Source organism: Pimelobacter sp. 30-1, assembly GCF_018831735.1.
Classification (GTDB): domain Bacteria; phylum Actinomycetota; class Actinomycetes; order Propionibacteriales; family Nocardioidaceae; genus Nocardioides.
Genome location: NZ_NHTS01000016.1, coordinates 53,086 through 69,128, shown reverse-complemented (window position 1 = coordinate 69,128; position 16,043 = coordinate 53,086). Strand labels below are relative to the sequence as shown.

Below are 16,043 nucleotides of genomic sequence, written 5' to 3'. Positions count from 1 at the left end.
GCCGTTTTCCGTCTCCCTGAGGACTCGCTCTTGTTCGCCACATTGTCCGACCGCCTCACCGCGACCTTCAAGAACCTCCGCGGCAAGGGACGGCTCTCCGAGGCCGACATCGACGCGACCGCGCGCGAGATCCGCATCGCGCTCCTCGAGGCCGACGTCGCGCTGCCCGTCGTCAAGGAATTCGTCGCCGCGATCAAGGAGCGCGCCCGCGGCGAAGAGGTCAGCGGTGCGCTGAACCCCGCCCAGCAGGTCGTCAAGATCGTCAACGACGAGCTCGTCGCGATCCTCGGCGGCGAGACCCGCCGGCTGCGCTACGCCAAGTCCGGCCCGACCGTCATCATGCTCGCCGGCCTCCAGGGCGCGGGCAAGACGACCCTCGCGGCCAAGCTCGCGCTGTGGCTCAAGGAGCAGGGCAAGACCCCGATGCTCGTGGCCTGCGACCTGCAGCGGCCCAACGCCGTCCAGCAGCTCCAGGTCAACGGCGACAAGGTCGGCGTCCCGGTCTTCGCGCCCGAGCCGGGCAACGGCGTCGGCGACCCGGTCTCCGTCGCGAAGGCCTCGATCGAGGAGGCCAAGCGCAAGCTGCACGACGTCGTCATCGTCGACACCGCGGGTCGCCTGGGCGTCGACGCCGAGATGATGGCCCAGGCGGCCGGCATCCGCGACGCCGTCCAGCCCGACGAGGTGCTCTTCGTCGTCGACGCGATGATCGGCCAGGACGCGCTCGTCACCGCGCAGGCCTTCCTCGACGGCGTCGGGTACGACGGCGTCGTCCTGACCAAGCTCGACGGCGATGCCCGCGGTGGTGCCGCCCTCTCCATCCGCCAGGTCACCGGCCGCCCGGTCATGTTCGCCTCCTCCGGCGAGAAGATGACCGACTTCGACGTCTTCCACCCCGACCGGATGGCCTCGCGCATCCTGGACATGGGCGACGTCCTCACCCTGATCGAGCAGGCCGAGAAGGCCTTCGACCAGGAAGAGGCGATGAAGGCGGCCGAGAAGCTCTCCGGCGGCGACTTCACGCTCGACGACTTCCTCTCGCAGATGCAGCAGCTGAAGAAGCTCGGCTCGATGCAGAAGATCCTCGGGATGCTGCCCGGCATGGGCCAGATCCGCGAGCAGCTCGAGAACTTCGACGAGCGCGAGATCGACCGGGTCGAGGCGGTCATCCGCTCGATGACCCCCGCCGAGCGCGCCAACCCCAAGATCATCGACGGCTCGCGCCGCGCCCGGATCGCCAAGGGCTCGGGCCGCAACGTCTCCGACGTCAACCAGCTCGTCGACCGCTTCTTCGAGGCGCGCAAGATGATGATGCAGATGGCCAAGGGCGGCGGCATGCCCGGGATGCCCGGCATGCCGGGGATGCCCGGCATGGGCGGCCCCGGCGGCGGCAAGCGCGTCAGCGCCAAGCAGAAGGCCAAGCAGACCAAGGGCAAGGGCGCCCGCCGCTCCGGCAACCCGGCCAAGGCCGCCCAGGACGCCGCGGCCGCGAAGGCCAAGGCCGCCGAGGCCAAGCCGAACCCGTTCGGCATCGGCCAGGACATCGACTACGAGGCGGCCGCTCAGAACCTCGAGCTGCCCAAGGACTTCTCCAAGTTCCTCAAGTGAGCACGCTCATCGTCGACGGCGCCAACGTCGTCGGTGCGCGCCCGGACGGTTGGTGGAAGGACCGCGCGGGCGCGGCAGCCCGCCTGCACGAGCAGCTGCTCGTCGAGGACGTCGGCTACGACATCGTCGTCCTCGTGCTGGAGGGACAGGCCAAGGGCGGCGTCCGGGCCGGACGTGACGCCCACGTCCGTACCGTCCACGCCCCCAAGGACGGCGACGCGACGATCGTCGCCGAGGCGGCCAAGGCTGCCGAGAAGGGCGGCCGGGTCGTGGTCGTGACCGCCGACCGGGCGCTCGACGCCCGGGTGCACGGTGTCGGCGCGACCACGGTGTCACCGACCTGGCTGCTCTCCGCGCTGGGGCGATAGCGTCGGGCGCGTGAGTGCGCTGCGGTTCTCCGGTCCGGTCCTGCCCGACGGCGACGTCCGGGAGGTGTACGTCGTCGACGGCCACGTCACCTACGAGCGGCCCGCTGGCGCCGAGCTCGCCGGCGAGGGCTGGATCGTCCCCGGCCTGGTCGACGCCCACAACCACCTCGGGCTCGAGGACGGGGGAGCGGTCTCCGACGACGAGATCGAGCGGACCGCGATCGCCGACCGCGACAACGGCGTCCTGCTCACCCGCGACTGCGGCTCCCCGGCCGACACCCGCTGGGTCCAGGACCGCGAGGACCTGCCCCGCCTGATCCGCTGCGGACGGCACGTCGCCCGTACCCGCCGCTACCTGCGCAACTACGCCCACGAGGTCGAGCCCGACGCCCTGCCCGACATCCTCGGCGAGCAGGCCCGCGAGGGCGACGGCTGGGTCAAGCTCGTCGGCGACTGGATCTCGCGCGACGACGGCGACCTCACCCCCTCCTTCCCGGCCGACGCGGTCGCGGCGGCCATCGGCGTCGCCCACGCCGAGGGCGCCAAGGTGACCGCCCACTGCTTCGGCGCCGACTCGCTCGGCCCCCTCCTCGACGCCGGCATCGACTGCATCGAGCACGGCACCGGCCTGACCGAGGCCCACCTCGCCCAGATGGTCGCCCGGGGGGTGGCGCTCGTGCCGACGGTGCTGCAGACCAGCAAGTTCCCGGAGTTCGTCTCGGCCGCGCGCGACAAGTTCCCGGCGTACAGCACGACGATGGAGTCGCTCTATGCCACCCGGCGCGAGGTCCTCATGAGCGCCTACGACGCCGGCGTCGCGATGTACGTCGGCAGCGACGGCGGCGGCTCCTCGCGCCACGGCGTCCTGCACGAGGAGATCCTCGCGATGGCCGCGATGGGCCTGCCCAACGACTACGTCCTCGGCGCCGCCTCCTGGCGCGGCCGCGCCTGGCTCGGCTGGAACCCGGGCCTGGACGAGGGCGACCCGGCCGACTTCGTCGTCTACCCCCGCAACCCGGTCGAGGACCTGTCGGTGCTCGCCGAGCCGTCCCGGGTGGTGCTGCGCGGCAAGGTCGTCGCCTGATTTCAGCCTCGGCGCACCCCCGTGGCAGACTTGATCCTTGAGTTCTGCGCCGTCCGGTCCCTCTCAACCGGTCGGTGCGGCGCCCATCGAGTCCGGGCCCCGGTGTTTCCCCACCTGGTCGCCCGCGCCTCACCCACCACGAAATCTCAAGGAGACACCACAAACGTGGCCGTCAAGATCCGTCTGAAGCGCCTGGGCAAGGTCCGGGTCCCGCAGTACCGCATCGTCATCGTCGACTCGCGCAAGAAGCGCGACGGCGCGGTGATCGAGGAGATCGGCAAGTACCACCCCAAGGAGGACCCGTCGTACATCGACGTCGTCTCCGAGCGGGCGCAGTACTGGCTGGGCGTCGGCGCGCAGCCGTCCGAGGCCGTCGAGGCGATCCTCAAGATCACCGGTGACTGGCAGAAGTTCAAGGGCATCGACGGCGCTGAGGGCACCCTCAAGGTCAAGGAGCCCAAGCGCGACAAGCTCGAGATCTTCAACGAGGCCCTCAAGGAGGCCGCCAACGAGCCCAAGGGCGCGGCGGTGACCAAGAAGGCCGACAAGAAGGCCGAGAAGGTGGAGAAGGCCGAGGAGAAGCCCGCCGAGGCTGCTGCCGAGACCCCCGCCGAGGAGCCGGCCGCCGAGGCCGAGGCTCCCGCCGAGGAGGCCTGAGCCGATGCTCGCTGACGCGCTGGAGCACCTCGTCCGCGGAGTGGTCGACCACCCCGACGACGTGGTCGTGCGCGACAAGCAGCTGCGGCGCGGGTCCGTGCTCGAGGTCCGGGTGCACCCCGACGACCTCGGCAAGGTGATCGGTCGGGGCGGCCGTACGGCCACCGCCTTCCGCACCGTGGTCTCCGCGATCGCCGGCAACAGCGGCACCCGGATCGACTTCGTCGACACCGACCGCCGCTGAGCTGATTCGTCGAGCAGCCCCGCACCGATGTGCGGGGCTGCTCGCATTTCCGGGACAATGGTGCTCGTGGAGAGCATCGAGGTCGTCGTCGGCCGGATCGGCAAGCCGCACGGCATCCGTGGCGAGGTGACGGTCGACGTCCGCAGCGACGAGCCCGAGCGCCGGTACGCCGACGGCGCGGTGCTCCAGGCCGAGGCCCCCCGCGGCTCGGCGTTCGCGGCGCGCACGCTCACCGTGAGCCGGACCCGCTGGCACCAGGGCGTGCTGCTCGCGACCTTCGCCGAGCTCGGCGACCGCAACGCGGCCGAGGCGGCGCGCGGTGTGGTGCTGCGGGCCGCCGTGCCGGCGGACGAGACGCCGGAGGACCCCGACGAGTTCTACGACCACCAGCTGATCGGCCTCGCGGTCTACGACGTCGAGGGCACCCACCTCGGCGAGGTCGCCGGGCTGACCCACGGCGCCCAGGACCTGCTGCGGGTCAAGACCCTCGACCGGCGCGAGGCGCTGGTCCCGTTCGTCAGCGCGCTGGTCCCCGAGGTCGACGTGGCCGGCGGCCGGGTCGTCGTCGCCGACCGCCCGGGCCTGGTCACGCCCTTCCCCGACGAGGCGGACGACGCGGACGGGGCCGAGGCGTGAGGCTCGACTACCTCACGATCTTCCCGGACTTCTTCGCGCCGCTCGAGCTCTCGCTGCCCGGCAAGGCCGCGGCGAGCGGACTGCTCGAGCTCGGCGTCCACGACCTGCGCGGCTGGACCCACGACCGGCACCGCACCGTCGACGACACCCCCTACGGCGGTGGCGCCGGCATGGTGATGAAGCCGGAGCCGTGGGGCGAGGCCCTCGCCGCGGTGGTCCGCCCGGGCAGCACGGTCGTGTTCACCACCCCGTCCGGTGAGCGCTTCGACCAGCGCCTCGCCGAGGAGCTGTCCACCCGTGAGCACCTGGTCTTCGCCTGCGGTCGCTACGAGGGCATCGACCAGCGGGTGATCGACCACGCCCGCGAGATCGCCGAGGTCCGCGAGATCAGCCTGGGCGACTACGTCCTCAACGGCGGCGAGGTGGCGGCGCTCGCGGTGACCGAGGCCGTCGTCCGCCTGCTGCCGGGGTTCATGGGCAACGCCGCCTCGCTGGTCGAGGAGTCCCACGCCGCCGAGTCCGGCGGGCTGCTGGAGTACCCCGTCTACACCAAGCCCCGCACCTGGCAGGGCCGCGACGTCCCCGACGTCCTGCTCAGCGGTGACCACGGCGCGATCGCCCGCTGGCGCCACGCCGAGGCCGTACGCCGCACGGCCGAGCGCCGTCCCGACCTCCTCACGCCGTCCGTCCTCGACGACGGCACCCCGATCGTCCGCGCGGTCCCCGGCGACGCCGGCGAGCTGCTCACCCTGCAGCGCGCCTGCTGGGTCCAGGAGGCGATCGCCAACGACATGCTCGACATCCCCGCGCTGCACGAGTCGCTCGACGACGTCCGGGCCTGGCTGGGGGAGTGGGACACCTATGTCGTACGACGCGCCGGGCGCCTGGTCGCCGCCGTCCGCGGACGCCTCGAGGGCGAGGCCGGCGACCGCTGGGACATCGGCCGGATCATGGTCGCCCCCGACCTCCAGGGCTCCGGGCTCGGCCGGGTGCTGCTGGAGCACATCCAGGCGGTCGCGCCGGCCGCGGCGACGTCGTACGTGCTGTTCACGGGGGCGGCCAGCGCCCGCAACCAGCGGATGTACAAGAAGGCCGGCTTCCGGCTGCGCGGGGACCTGCCCTCGCCCCCGGGTGCCGTGGTGCTCACCAAGCGTCGGGAGCGCTGATTTCCGCGCCCCCGGGCTGCTGTGGGAGGATCGTCAGTCGGTGACGCGGACGCTTCTGCCACAGGGGAACCGCCGACCGTGTCGCCTCGATCCGTTTCCACCCACTGTTCCGCGGCTGACCTGTGCGCATTCGCGAGGAGAATCATGAGCAACCCCAGCCCCGCCGTGGTGACCGAGCTCGGCAACGCCGTCAAGCGCGACGACGTCCCCGCCTTCCGCGCCGGTGACACCGTCAAGGTCCACGTCAAGGTCATCGAGGGCAGCCGGTCCCGCGTCCAGGTCTTCCAGGGCGTCGTGATCCGGGTCCACGGTTCCGGCATCGGCCGTACCTTCACCGTCCGCAAGGTCTCCTTCGGCGTCGGTGTCGAGCGGACCTTCCCGCTCCACTCGCCGATCTTCGAGTCCATCGAGGTCGTCACCCGCGGTGACGTGCGTCGCGCCAAGCTCTACTACCTGCGCAACCTGCGCGGCAAGGCCGCCAAGATCAAGGAGCGCCGGGAGGCCTGAGCCTCTCCCGCCCTGCCGAAGGCCCGACCTGGACTCCAGGTCGGGCCTTCGTCGTTCCTGCTGGGGCCGCCTCCTAGACTCGCACCTTGTGACGAACGACGAGACGCCGCCGGAACCCGCCGACCAGGCGCCGGCCGCTGCGGAGGACGACGCGGCAGACGACGCGGCCCCCGCGAAGCGGGAGCGCAAGCACCTCCCGGTCTGGCAGGAGAGCATCCTGCTGCTCGTCGTGGCCCTCGGTCTGGCGATCGTGATCAAGGCGCTGTTCGTCCAGGCGTTCTACATCCCGTCGGAGTCGATGGAGCCGGGTCTGGTCAAGAACGACCGGATCCTCGTGCAGAAGGTCTCCTACTGGTTCGGCGGCTCCCCCCAGCGCGGGGACGTCGTGGTCTTCGAGGACCCGGGCCAGTGGCTCGGCCCCTCCGACGAGCAGGGCCCCACCGGCATCGCCAACCTGCTCTCCAAGGTCGGGCTGTACCCGACCGGCGGCCACCTGGTGAAGCGCGTCATCGGCACCGAGGGCGACGTCATCGAGTGCTGCGACAAGCAGGGCCGGATCAAGATCAACGGCAAGCCGCTCGACGAGCCCTACCTCAACAAGGACCCGGGTGAGTGCCACGCGGCGCTCTTCGACGACTGGTCGATCACCAAGGACTCCGCCCTGTCGGGTCCGTGCGACTGGATCATCGGCCCGATCCCCAAGGGCAAGCTGCTCGTGCTCGGCGACAACCGTGCCCACTCGGCCGACTCCCGGGCCCACCTGTGCTCGCCGGACGACGATCCGTGCACCCAGAGTCCCTGGGTCGACAAGAGCCTGGTCGTCGGCAAGGTCTTCACCCTGATCTGGCCGCGCGACCGCTGGCGCTGGATCACCCGCCCCGACACCTTCGACGCCATCCCGGACAGCCCGCCGGCCGACCTGGTCAAGAAGGCCGAGAAGGCCGACGCGGTCCCCGGGACCTAGGAGGAGCGGAGGGCATGTCCACCCTGCCCAAGGGCGCGACGGTACGGCGCGACGCCGGCCTCTACGGCTACGAGCGGGCGCTGCGCCGGCACGGCTTCGAGCCCGTCGCCGGCGTCGACGAGGCCGGCCGCGGTGCCTGCGCCGGGCCCCTGGTGGCCGGCGCGGCGATCCTGCCCGCCGGCAAGGCCGGGATCGTGCCGGGCCTGGCCGACTCCAAGCTCCTCACCGCCGCGGCCCGCGAGCGCTGCTACGACCAGATCGTGCGGCGCGCGCTGGCCTGGTCCGTGGTGGTGATCCCGCACGACGAGTGCGACCGGCTCGGGATGCACGTCGCCAACGTCGAGGCGCTGCGCCGTGCGGTCGCCAAGCTGGCCCTGCCCGCGTCATACGTGCTGACGGACGGGTTCCCCGTCGACGGCCTGGGCGTGCCCGGCCTCGCGGTCTGGAAGGGCGACCGGGTCGCGGCCTGCGTCGCCGCGGCGTCGGTGCTCGCCAAGGTCACCCGCGACCGGATGATGGTCGAGCTCGACGAGCAGTGGCCGGCGTACGACTTCAAGACCCACAAGGGCTACATCACCGCCACCCACACCGCCGCCCTCGAGGAGCACGGACCCTCGCCGGTGCACCGGATGCGGTTCGTCAACGTACGACGCGCGGCGGGACTGGAGCCGCTGCCGGGTGACGAGGGCTAGGGTTGGTCCCGTGAGTGCCGAGGAGCTCGAGAAGTACGAGACCGAGCAGGAGCTGAACCTCTACCGGGAGTACCGGGACGTCGTCGGCATCTTCAAGTACGTGGTCGAGACCGACCGCCGCTTCTACCTCTGCAACACCGTCGACGTGAAGGCCCGCTCCGAGGGCGGCGACGTGTTCTTCGAGGTCACCATCACCGACGCCTGGGTGTGGGACATGTACCGCCCCGCGCGCTTCGCCAAGAACGTCAAGGTGCTGACCTTCAAGGACGTCAACGTCGAGGAGCTCGCCACCTCCGACCTGGAGCTCCCCAAGTCCTAGGACGGGCGCCGGGACCTACGTCCTGAGTTCGGCGCACACCGCTCCGTTCCGGCCTCCCGCGGCCGACACTGTCCCTGACAGGTGCTCGGGGGGCGAGCGCCTGCGTCGTGGCAGGCAGCGGGGGAGGCGCCATGCGACGTATGGACGAACGCGGCGCCGTCATGCTGCTCACGACGCTGCTGATGTCGGTCATGCTCGTCAGCTCCGCGTTCGCGGTCGACCTGGGGCTCCAGCGCGTCGCGCGCTCGGACGTGCAGGCGCTGGCCGACGTGGTCGCGCTCGACCTCGCGCGCAGCATCGACGGCCGCACCGTCGAGCAGCTGCGCCCGGTGCTCGACGCGCAGCTGCCGCTGAGCCGGCAGCGCAACCAGACCGTCCTCGGCCGCGACGTGCCCGAGCTGACCTACCGGCTGGGCGTGATCGACAGCACCGGCGCCTTCGAGGAGCGCACGACCGGCGTACCGAGCGCCGTGCAGGTCGCCGCGCGCACGGACGTCGACTTCGCGTTCGCCGCGGTGCTGGGCACCGACCACGGCTCGGCCCGCCGCCAGGCCGTCGCGGCGAGCTCGTCCACCGCGTGCTTCCGACTGGGCACGTTCGTCGCCGCCGTCCGGTCGGGGGACAGCACGGTCCTGGCTCCACTCAACGACCTGCTGGGCGTGAACCTCGACCTGGTCAGCTACCGCGCGCTCGCCGACGCCGACGTACGGCTCTCGCAGCTCACGGCGGTCAGCAGCATCGGCAGTCCCGAGCACCTGCTGACCGGCAGCATCGCGTACGCCGACCTGCTCCGCGCGACGGCCGAGGCGCTGACCCGCGAGGGCGGCGGTACCAACGCGGTCGCCGTCCAGGCGCTCAACAAGCTCGCCTCGTCGAGCACCGCCGCGACGGTCGGGATGATCAACCTCGCGAACGTCCTGCACGTCGCGCCGACCGACCGGGCGGCGCTCGAGGTGGCGCTCAGCGTGCTCGACATCGTCGGCTCGGCCCGGCTCGCGAACGGCAGGTACTTCCTCGGCGTGCCCAACATCCAGGCCCAGGTGCCCGGCGTGGGCTTCCAGTTCACCGGCGGGATCTCGCTCGTCTCCGCCGCCGAGCTGGCCTGCGGGATGCCGAACACGACGCAGGCGACCGCCCGCACGGCGCAGCTCGACGGCGCCGTCGGCATCGCCTTCACCAACCTGCCCAGCCTCAACGTCGCGGGGATCGGCACGCTCCAGACGGCCAAGGGCACGGGCTCGATCGCCGTCGTGGCGGGGGACGGGACGGGCGCTCTCGTCGCGCCGCCGAGCATCCGCTGCGGTGCCGGCACATTGGCCGACCCCTCGAGCTTCGGGGTGGACGTCTCGACCGGGCTGGCGTCGTACACGATGACGGTGGACCTGAGCGCCGGCGGCGACGTCAAGCTGACCGACCTGATCGGTCTCAACCTGACCAGCGTCCTGGTCGACCTGCTCGGCAACATCCTCACGCTGGGCAACAAGATCTCCGTCGAGGTGGGCGTCAAGCTCACCATCGGCACCAGCCGGACGCCGTCCCACGGCACGGTGGCGGTGGCGATCCCGCCCAACGACAAGACGCCGGTCAGCACCGGCGGGTCGGTGTTCCTCGACGTCGCGGGCGTCGTGCCGACCATCACCGGCGTCAAGCTCAACGGCAAGGTGGTGCCGGTGCTCAGCCAGGTCACCGCGCTGACGAACCCGATCCTCAACGAGCTCGTCGTCGCCACCGGGGGCTTCGTGAAGAAGTCGCTCACGCCGCTGGTCGACAACATCAACGAGAAGTTCATCGGGCCGGTCGCCCGGATGATCGGGCTGCGCCTCGCCGGTGCCGACGTCTACGGCGTGGGCGTCACCTGCGGCATGCCGCGGCTGGTCGGCTGACCCGGCTCGGGGGCCGCCGTAGTCCCAACGGACTAGGGCCGCTCGCTCGTCCGGGTCGAATGACCCAGGATTCGTCCCCCACGGTGAGATCCGCCACTACTGTGTCCCCAACGCCGCTCGGGGGCGTCATGGGAGCGAGCGCGGGGAGGCCGGCCGATGAGGCGTTGTGTGCTGCGAAGGCGCGTTCCGTCGCGCCCTGACGCGCGGGGTGCCGCGGCGGTCGAGTTCGCCCTGATCCTCCCGGTGCTGATGATCATCGTCGTCGGGATCATCAACTACGGCGACATGCTCAGCGTCCGCCAGTCCGTCAGCCAGGCCGCCGCCGAGGGCGCCCGCGCCGCCGCGGTCACGACCGGCAGCGACAGCGACAAGACCACCGCCGCGATGAGCGCCGTCAGCGGCGCGCTGTCCGCGCAGGGCAAGACCTGCACCAGCAACTGCAAGGTCACCCTGGCGCCCTGCGTCGGCGAGACCTCCAAGCAGTGCGCGACCGTCACGGTCGAGATCGCCTACAAGGGGATCATCCCCGGGTTCGGGCTGATCCTCCCCGACAAGCTGAAGTACACCGCGGTCGCGAGGGTGAGCTGACGTGGCGCCGCGACGGCGTACGGGGCCTCACGCCGGCGACGAGCGTGGCGCGAGCGCCGTGCTCATCGCGGCGCTGCTCTCGGTGGTGCTCATGGTGTCCGCGGCGTTCGCGGTGGACCTCGGCCAGCAACGCGTCGTACGGCGGGACGTGCAGGCGGTCGCCGACATGGTCGCGCTCGACATGGTGCGGCTGCTCGACGGGCGCAAGGCGAAGGACTACACGGCGACCGCGTTCGACGACGCCAAGAAGCTCAGCCTGCAGCGCAACAGCAGCGCGCTCGGTGGGGCGCTCAAGCCGGCGGACGTCTCGTGGACGTTCGCCGTCCCGGGCAGCACGGCCGGCACCTGGACGACGGTCGCGTCGAACGCCGACACCGTGCCCACCGCGATCAAGGTGACCGCCAAGTCGCAGACCGGCTTCGCCTTCAGCGGGTTCACCGGCGTCAGCGAGGGCGGCGCGACCCGTACGGCCGTGGCGCGCAACGAGGAGTCGGCCTGCTTCCGGGTCGGCTCGTTCATCGCCTCGCTCGACAGCGGCCAGAGCACGCTGCTCAACCCGATCCTCAGCGCGCTCTTCGGGAGCACCGTCAACCTCGACCTGATCGGCTACAAGGGGCTCGCCGGCGCCAACGTCTCGCTGCTCGACCTCGTCAACCTCGGCGGGCTCGGCGTCGGGTCGGTCGACGAGCTGCTCAAGCTCGACGGTGTCGAGGTCGCCAAGATCTTCGTCGCGGCCGCCAAGGTGCTGGAGAACCAGGGCAAGCTGGCGGCCGCCAACATCCTGCGCGCCATCACGGTCTCGGCCGCGACGCCCAAGATCGCGATCGCCGACCTGATCCAGGCGGCACCGGGCGCCTCGTCGGCGCTCGACGCCTCGCTCAACGTGCTCGACCTGATCACGACCGCGGCCTTCGTCGCCAACAAGAACCACGCCGTCGAGATCCCCAACCTGGGGATCACCCTGCCCGGCGTGGCCAGCGTGACCACCAGCCTGACGGTCATCGAGCCGCCGAAGCCCAAGTGCGGCCCGGTCGGCACGGAGTCCGAGACGGCGCAGATCTCGCTGCGGCTCAACGCGCACATCAACCCGCAGTCGATCCGGGTCGGGGTGCTCGACACCTCGGTCGACATCGGCGCGATCGACCTGGCCGTCTCGATCGACCTGGGCAAGGCGATCGCCAAGCTCACCAAGGTGACCTGCAACGTCAACGGGCCCGACAGCCTCCAGGTGGCGCTGAAGTCCGGCGTCGTGGGCGGGATCAGCATCACCGCGAGCGCCGGGGTCAAGGCGCGGGTCAATCCCGTCGGCGGCCTGCTCGACAGCATCCTGGGTCTGCTGGGGCTCAACAGCCTGCTCAAGCCGCCGTACCTGACGCTCGACTCGTCGGTCTCGATCAACGCCGGCTCGCCGTCGCTCTCGGGCTACAACAAGACGGTGACCGTGCCCATCCCCGGCGGCTACACGGTGCCCAGCGGCAGCGGCTCGGGCGCCCTGATCGGCCCGGTCAGCATCGACCCGGCGATCAACACCGACCTGGTGCTCCACTACTGGGACGGGCTGCTGATCCTCGGCAGCTGGAAGGAGCGGCACATCACCGATCCGCTCAACAGCGTCTTCGACAGCGTGCTCCGGCCGCTGGTGAGCACCCTGCTCAGCGCCCTGGTGAACCCGCTCGTCAGCACCCTGCAGACCGCGCTGATCGGCCCCCTCGGCAAGCTCCTCGGCCTGCAGGTCGGCGGCGCCGACGTGTTCGCGATGCCGACCCCGACCTGCAGCGGCCCCAAGCTCGTCGGCTGACGTTCCACCCGCCCCACCCGTCCCGCACCTCGCCACCTCCCGTCCACAGCCCCCGCTCCCGGGACGCTCTCTCCCCAGGCCCGCACCAGCCCCTGTGCCGCCCGCGCCCTCCCCGCCGACGCTGGGGGCATGACGACAGCACAAGCCCGGCACGCGATCGGGGCATACGGCGAAGCGGTGGCGGCCCGCCACCTCGGTGACCTCGGGCTGGTGGTGCTCGAGCGCAACTGGCGCTGCGACGAGGGCGAGCTCGACCTCGTCCTGCGCGACGGACCGGTCCTCGTGGTCTGCGAGGTCAAGACCCGCTCCTCGCTGGTCGCCGGCTCCCCGCACGAGGCGGTCACCGCGGCCAAGCTCGCCCGGCTCCAGCGGCTGGGGGAGCGGTGGGCCCGCGAGCGGGGCCTGCGCCCGGCGGGTCTCCGCATCGACCTCGTCGCGGTCCTGCGCCCCGAGCGCGGACCCGCTGTGGTCGACCACGTCCGGGGGCTGTGCTGATGCCGTTCGCGACCGCGCGCTGCGTCGCGCTCGACGGAGCCCGCGGCCACCTCATCGACGTCCAGGCCGACGTCTCGCCCGGCCAGGCCAACGTCGTCCTCGTGGGCCGCGCCGACACCGCGCTGCGCGAGGGCATCGACCGGGTCCGGATGGCGATCACCAACAGCAACCTCACCTGGCCCGCCACCAAGCGCTCGACGATCCTGCTCTCGCCCGCCGACCTGCCCAAGTCCGGCACCCAGTTCGACCTCGCCATGGCGTTGGGCGTGCTCGCCGCCGACGGCCAGGTCGAGCACGAGGCGCTGCGCGGCACCGTCTTCCTCGGCGAGCTGACCCTCGCCGGCGGGCTGCGGCCGGCGATCGGGGTGCTGCCGATGACGCTCGCCGCGGCCGAGCGCGGCATCCGCCGGGTCGTCGTACCGGAGCCGCAGGTGGCCGAAGCCGCCATGGTCCCCGACGTCGACGTGATCGGCGCGCGCTCTCTCGCCCAGGTCGTCGCCCTACTCGCCGGCGAACCCCCGCCCGACGCCCCTCCGGTCGCCGCCCTCTCCGGCGCCCACCTGATCGGCTGGCGCGGCGACGAGCGCCTCGACGAGGTCGACCTCGCCGACCTGCGCGGCATGCTCGACGAGAAGTACGCCGTCGAGGTCGCCGCCGCCGGCGGCCACGCCGTCCTGCTGACCGGCCCCAAGGGCTGCGGCAAGACCAGCCTCGCCGAGCGGATCCCGACGATCCTGCCCGACCTCACCGCCGAGGAGTCGCTCGAGCTCACCGCCCTGCACTCCCTCGCCGGCGTCCTCGATCCCGGCCAGGGGATGCTCGTGCGCCCGCCCTTCGCCGCACCCCACCACGACGCGAGCAAGGCGAGCATCATCGGCGGCGGCCTCGGCCGGGTGCACCCCGGAGCCCTGAGCCGCGCTCACTGCGGCGTGCTCTTCCTCGACGAGTTCCCGCTCTTCCGCAGCGACGTCATCGAGGCCCTGCGCCAGCCCCTCGAGAGCGGCGAGATCACCATCGCCCGCCGCGACGAGTCGGTCACCCTCCCCGCCGCCGGCCTGCTCGTCCTCGCCAGCAACCCCTGCCCCTGCGGCAACTGGCGCCCCCACGCCCGCTCCAACCGGTGCGCCTGCGCCGAACGCGTCCGCCGCGCCTACCAAGCCCGCACCGCCGGCCCCATCGCCGACCGCATCGACGTCCTGCGCCAGCTCCAACCCGCCTCACCCGCCAGCCACGACCCCTTCCGCCCGCCCGAGCCCTCGGCCGCCGTACGTGCTCGGGTGACCGCGGCCCGCGACCGCCAGCTCGCCCGCTACGACGGCCACCCCTGGCGCCTCAACTCCCAGGTCCCCAGTCCCCGCCTCAAGGACCCCTGGCCCGTCTCCGCCCCCGCCCAGCGCCTCGTCGACGCCGAGATGTACGCCGGCCGCCTCAGCGCCCGCGGCGCCGTCCGCGTCCAGCGGCTCGCCTGGACCGTCGCGGACCTCCTCGCGGTCCGCGCCGGCGTCGACGTCACTCCCGGACGCGCGGAGGTCGAGGTGGCGCTCCGGCTGCGGTTCGGGTTGCCGCTCGAGATGGGGACGCTGCGGCCCGAGGCCCGCGAGCCGGAGCTCGATCTCCGCCCGGCTGAGCCCGGGCTGGTCGCGGTTCCCAGCGATGTGGAGTGCGTCCGGTGAGCGCCGTCGATCCCCTCGGTCCGGCGGCCCCGGCTGCTCCGACTGCTCCGGTGCCCGCGCCGCCCGCGCCGCCCGCGCCGCCCGTGGCTCCCGTGCCGACCCGGGCCGCCGTGGCGGCGGCCACGGTGACCGCCGATGCCGACGCCGAGCGCCTCGCCCGCGCCACCATCAGCCTGGTCGTCGAGCCCGGAGACGTCCGCTGCCTCGCACTGACCCGCGAGCTGGGCGGCGTGGCCTTCCTGGACGTCCTGCGCGAGCACCCCGAGCTCCGCGCGGAGTTCGCCGCCGCGGCCGGCCGGCTCGCGACGGTGGAGCCGGAGCGGGTGCTCGAGCAGTCCGCGCGGCGCGGCATCCGGTTCGTCGTACCGGGGGACGAGGAGTGGCCCACCTCGCTCGACGACCTCGCCGGAGCGGGCTCCCTCCAGGAGCGCGGCGACGTACCGGTCGGCCTCTGGGTCCGCGGCCCGCTGCGGCTCGACCGCCTGGCGGCCAGCGTCGCCGTCGTCGGAGCGCGGTCCTCGACGTCGTACGGCGACCAGGTCGCTGCCGACCTCGCCGCCGTCGTCGGCGCGCACGGCCGCCCGATCGTCTCGGGCGCCGCCTTCGGGGTCGACTACGCCGCCCACCGCGGCGCCCTGAGCGCCGGCGCACCCACCGTCGCGGTCCTTGCGTGCGGCGCCGACCGCGCCTACCCGGCAGCCCACCGTCCCCTGCTCGCTCACCTCGCCGAGAACCACGCCGTGGTGTCGGAGGCGCCTCCCGGATCCGCGCCCTTCCAGATCCGCTTCCTCGCCCGCAACCGGATCATCGCCGCGCTCGGCCGCGGCACCGTCGTCGTCGAGGCGGCGCTGCGCAGCGGCGCGCTCCACACGGCGTCCTGGGCCGAGCGCCTCCACCGCGTCGTCATGGGCACCCCGGGACCGCTGACCAGCGCCGCTTCGGAAGGCGTCCACCAGCTCCTGCGGGGTGGGGGAGCGGTCCTGGTGACGGGCGGCGCCGACGTACTCGAGCTGCTCGGTCCGGCCGGTGAGGACCTCGTGCCCGTCCGCCGCGGCCCGGAACGCCCCCGCGACCGGCTCACCGTGCGTGCCCGCCAGCTCCTGGACGCCGTACCGGTCGCCGTACCCGCCCCGACCTCCTCGATCGCCCTCGTCGCCGGCCTGCCGCCCCAGGAGGTCGAGCAGTTGCTCCAGGGGATGCGCCAGGACGGCTTCGTCGAGCGGTCGCCCGCGGGCTGGCGCCTCGGGCCGCAGGGGATCGAGCGGAGGTGAGAGCGCGACCGAGGCGTGTCCGGCCGCCGCCACGGGCCCTGGCGCCTACGATCGGCAGGTGGCGACGGAGCGGACCAGCGCGGACGCCGG

Annotated in this window: 17 protein-coding genes and 1 pseudogene; all 18 read left to right on the top strand. The window is 72.5% G+C overall.

What is annotated here, in order from left to right; all coding sequences use genetic code 11:
* Positions 1–30 precede the first annotated feature (30 nt).
* The 18 genes and pseudogenes from ffh (at position 31) to dprA (ending at position 15,953) form a co-directional block, all read left to right on the top strand.
* The gene (ffh, locus tag CCO04_RS26665; RefSeq protein WP_215817221.1) at positions 31–1,608 is read left to right on the top strand and encodes a signal recognition particle protein; all 1,578 of its coding nucleotides are present in this window, start codon (positions 31–33) and stop codon (positions 1,606–1,608) included.
* Positions 1,605–1,976: an NYN domain-containing protein gene (locus tag CCO04_RS26660; protein WP_215817220.1), complete on the top strand. Its 372-nt coding sequence runs from the start codon at positions 1,605–1,607 to the stop codon at positions 1,974–1,976. The genes ffh and CCO04_RS26660 overlap by 4 nt, the downstream gene beginning before the upstream one ends.
* Positions 1,977–1,986: 10 nt before the next feature.
* Positions 1,987–3,060, top strand: coding sequence for an amidohydrolase family protein (locus CCO04_RS26655; protein WP_215817219.1), 1,074 nt, complete (start codon positions 1,987–1,989; stop codon positions 3,058–3,060).
* A 165-nt stretch (positions 3,061–3,225) separates the two neighbouring features.
* Entirely contained in the window at positions 3,226–3,717 is a 492-nt protein-coding gene (gene rpsP, locus CCO04_RS26650) for a 30S ribosomal protein S16 (RefSeq protein WP_215817218.1), read from the top strand.
* A 4-nt stretch (positions 3,718–3,721) separates the two neighbouring features.
* Positions 3,722–3,961, top strand: a complete 240-nt coding sequence (locus CCO04_RS26645) for an RNA-binding protein (RefSeq protein ID WP_215817217.1) — start codon at positions 3,722–3,724, stop codon at positions 3,959–3,961.
* A gap of 57 nt (positions 3,962–4,018) precedes the next feature.
* Positions 4,019–4,597, top strand: coding sequence for a ribosome maturation factor RimM (gene rimM, locus CCO04_RS26640; RefSeq protein WP_215817216.1), 579 nt, complete (start codon positions 4,019–4,021; stop codon positions 4,595–4,597).
* A pseudogene (gene trmD, locus CCO04_RS28980) lies at positions 4,594–5,271 on the top strand (tRNA (guanosine(37)-N1)-methyltransferase TrmD); the annotation flags it as partial. The gene rimM and the pseudogene trmD, both read left to right, overlap by 4 nt.
* Before the next feature lie 117 nt (positions 5,272–5,388).
* Positions 5,389–5,763: a GNAT family N-acetyltransferase gene (locus CCO04_RS28975; RefSeq protein ID WP_252373981.1), complete on the top strand. Its 375-nt coding sequence runs from the start codon at positions 5,389–5,391 to the stop codon at positions 5,761–5,763.
* Positions 5,764–5,907: 144 nt separating this feature from the next.
* Positions 5,908–6,270: a 50S ribosomal protein L19 gene (rplS, locus tag CCO04_RS26630; protein ID WP_215817214.1), complete on the top strand. Its 363-nt coding sequence runs from the start codon at positions 5,908–5,910 to the stop codon at positions 6,268–6,270.
* Between the two features lie 88 nt (positions 6,271–6,358).
* The gene (gene lepB, locus CCO04_RS26625; RefSeq protein ID WP_215817213.1) at positions 6,359–7,234 is read left to right on the top strand and encodes a signal peptidase I; all 876 of its coding nucleotides are present in this window, start codon (positions 6,359–6,361) and stop codon (positions 7,232–7,234) included.
* Between the two features lie 14 nt (positions 7,235–7,248).
* The gene (locus tag CCO04_RS26620; RefSeq protein ID WP_215817212.1) at positions 7,249–7,926 is read left to right on the top strand and encodes a ribonuclease HII; all 678 of its coding nucleotides are present in this window, start codon (positions 7,249–7,251) and stop codon (positions 7,924–7,926) included.
* Between the two features lie 10 nt (positions 7,927–7,936).
* Positions 7,937–8,245, top strand: coding sequence for a DUF2469 domain-containing protein (locus tag CCO04_RS26615; RefSeq protein ID WP_215817211.1), 309 nt, complete (start codon positions 7,937–7,939; stop codon positions 8,243–8,245).
* Positions 8,246–8,376: 131 nt separating this feature from the next.
* Positions 8,377–10,128, top strand: a complete 1,752-nt coding sequence (locus CCO04_RS26610; protein WP_215817210.1) for a hypothetical protein — start codon at positions 8,377–8,379, stop codon at positions 10,126–10,128.
* A 168-nt stretch (positions 10,129–10,296) separates the two neighbouring features.
* Positions 10,297–10,716 (top strand): TadE/TadG family type IV pilus assembly protein, encoded by a 420-nt coding sequence (locus CCO04_RS26605; protein WP_215817209.1) that lies wholly within the window; start codon positions 10,297–10,299, stop codon positions 10,714–10,716.
* 1 nt (position 10,717) lies between these two features.
* On the top strand, positions 10,718–12,514 hold the full coding sequence (locus tag CCO04_RS26600) for a hypothetical protein (protein WP_215817208.1): 1,797 nt from the start codon (positions 10,718–10,720) through the stop codon (positions 12,512–12,514).
* A gap of 129 nt (positions 12,515–12,643) precedes the next feature.
* A complete protein-coding gene (locus tag CCO04_RS26595) occupies positions 12,644–13,009 on the top strand; it encodes a YraN family protein (protein ID WP_215817207.1) in 366 nt (121 codons plus the stop codon).
* Positions 13,009–14,682 (top strand): YifB family Mg chelatase-like AAA ATPase, encoded by a 1,674-nt coding sequence (locus CCO04_RS26590; protein WP_215817206.1) that lies wholly within the window; start codon positions 13,009–13,011, stop codon positions 14,680–14,682. Before CCO04_RS26595 ends, CCO04_RS26590 begins: the two co-directional genes overlap by 1 nt.
* A complete protein-coding gene (dprA, locus tag CCO04_RS26585) occupies positions 14,679–15,953 on the top strand; it encodes a DNA-processing protein DprA (RefSeq protein WP_308281561.1) in 1,275 nt (424 codons plus the stop codon). The genes CCO04_RS26590 and dprA overlap by 4 nt, the downstream gene beginning before the upstream one ends.
* Positions 15,954–16,043 lie beyond the last annotated feature (90 nt).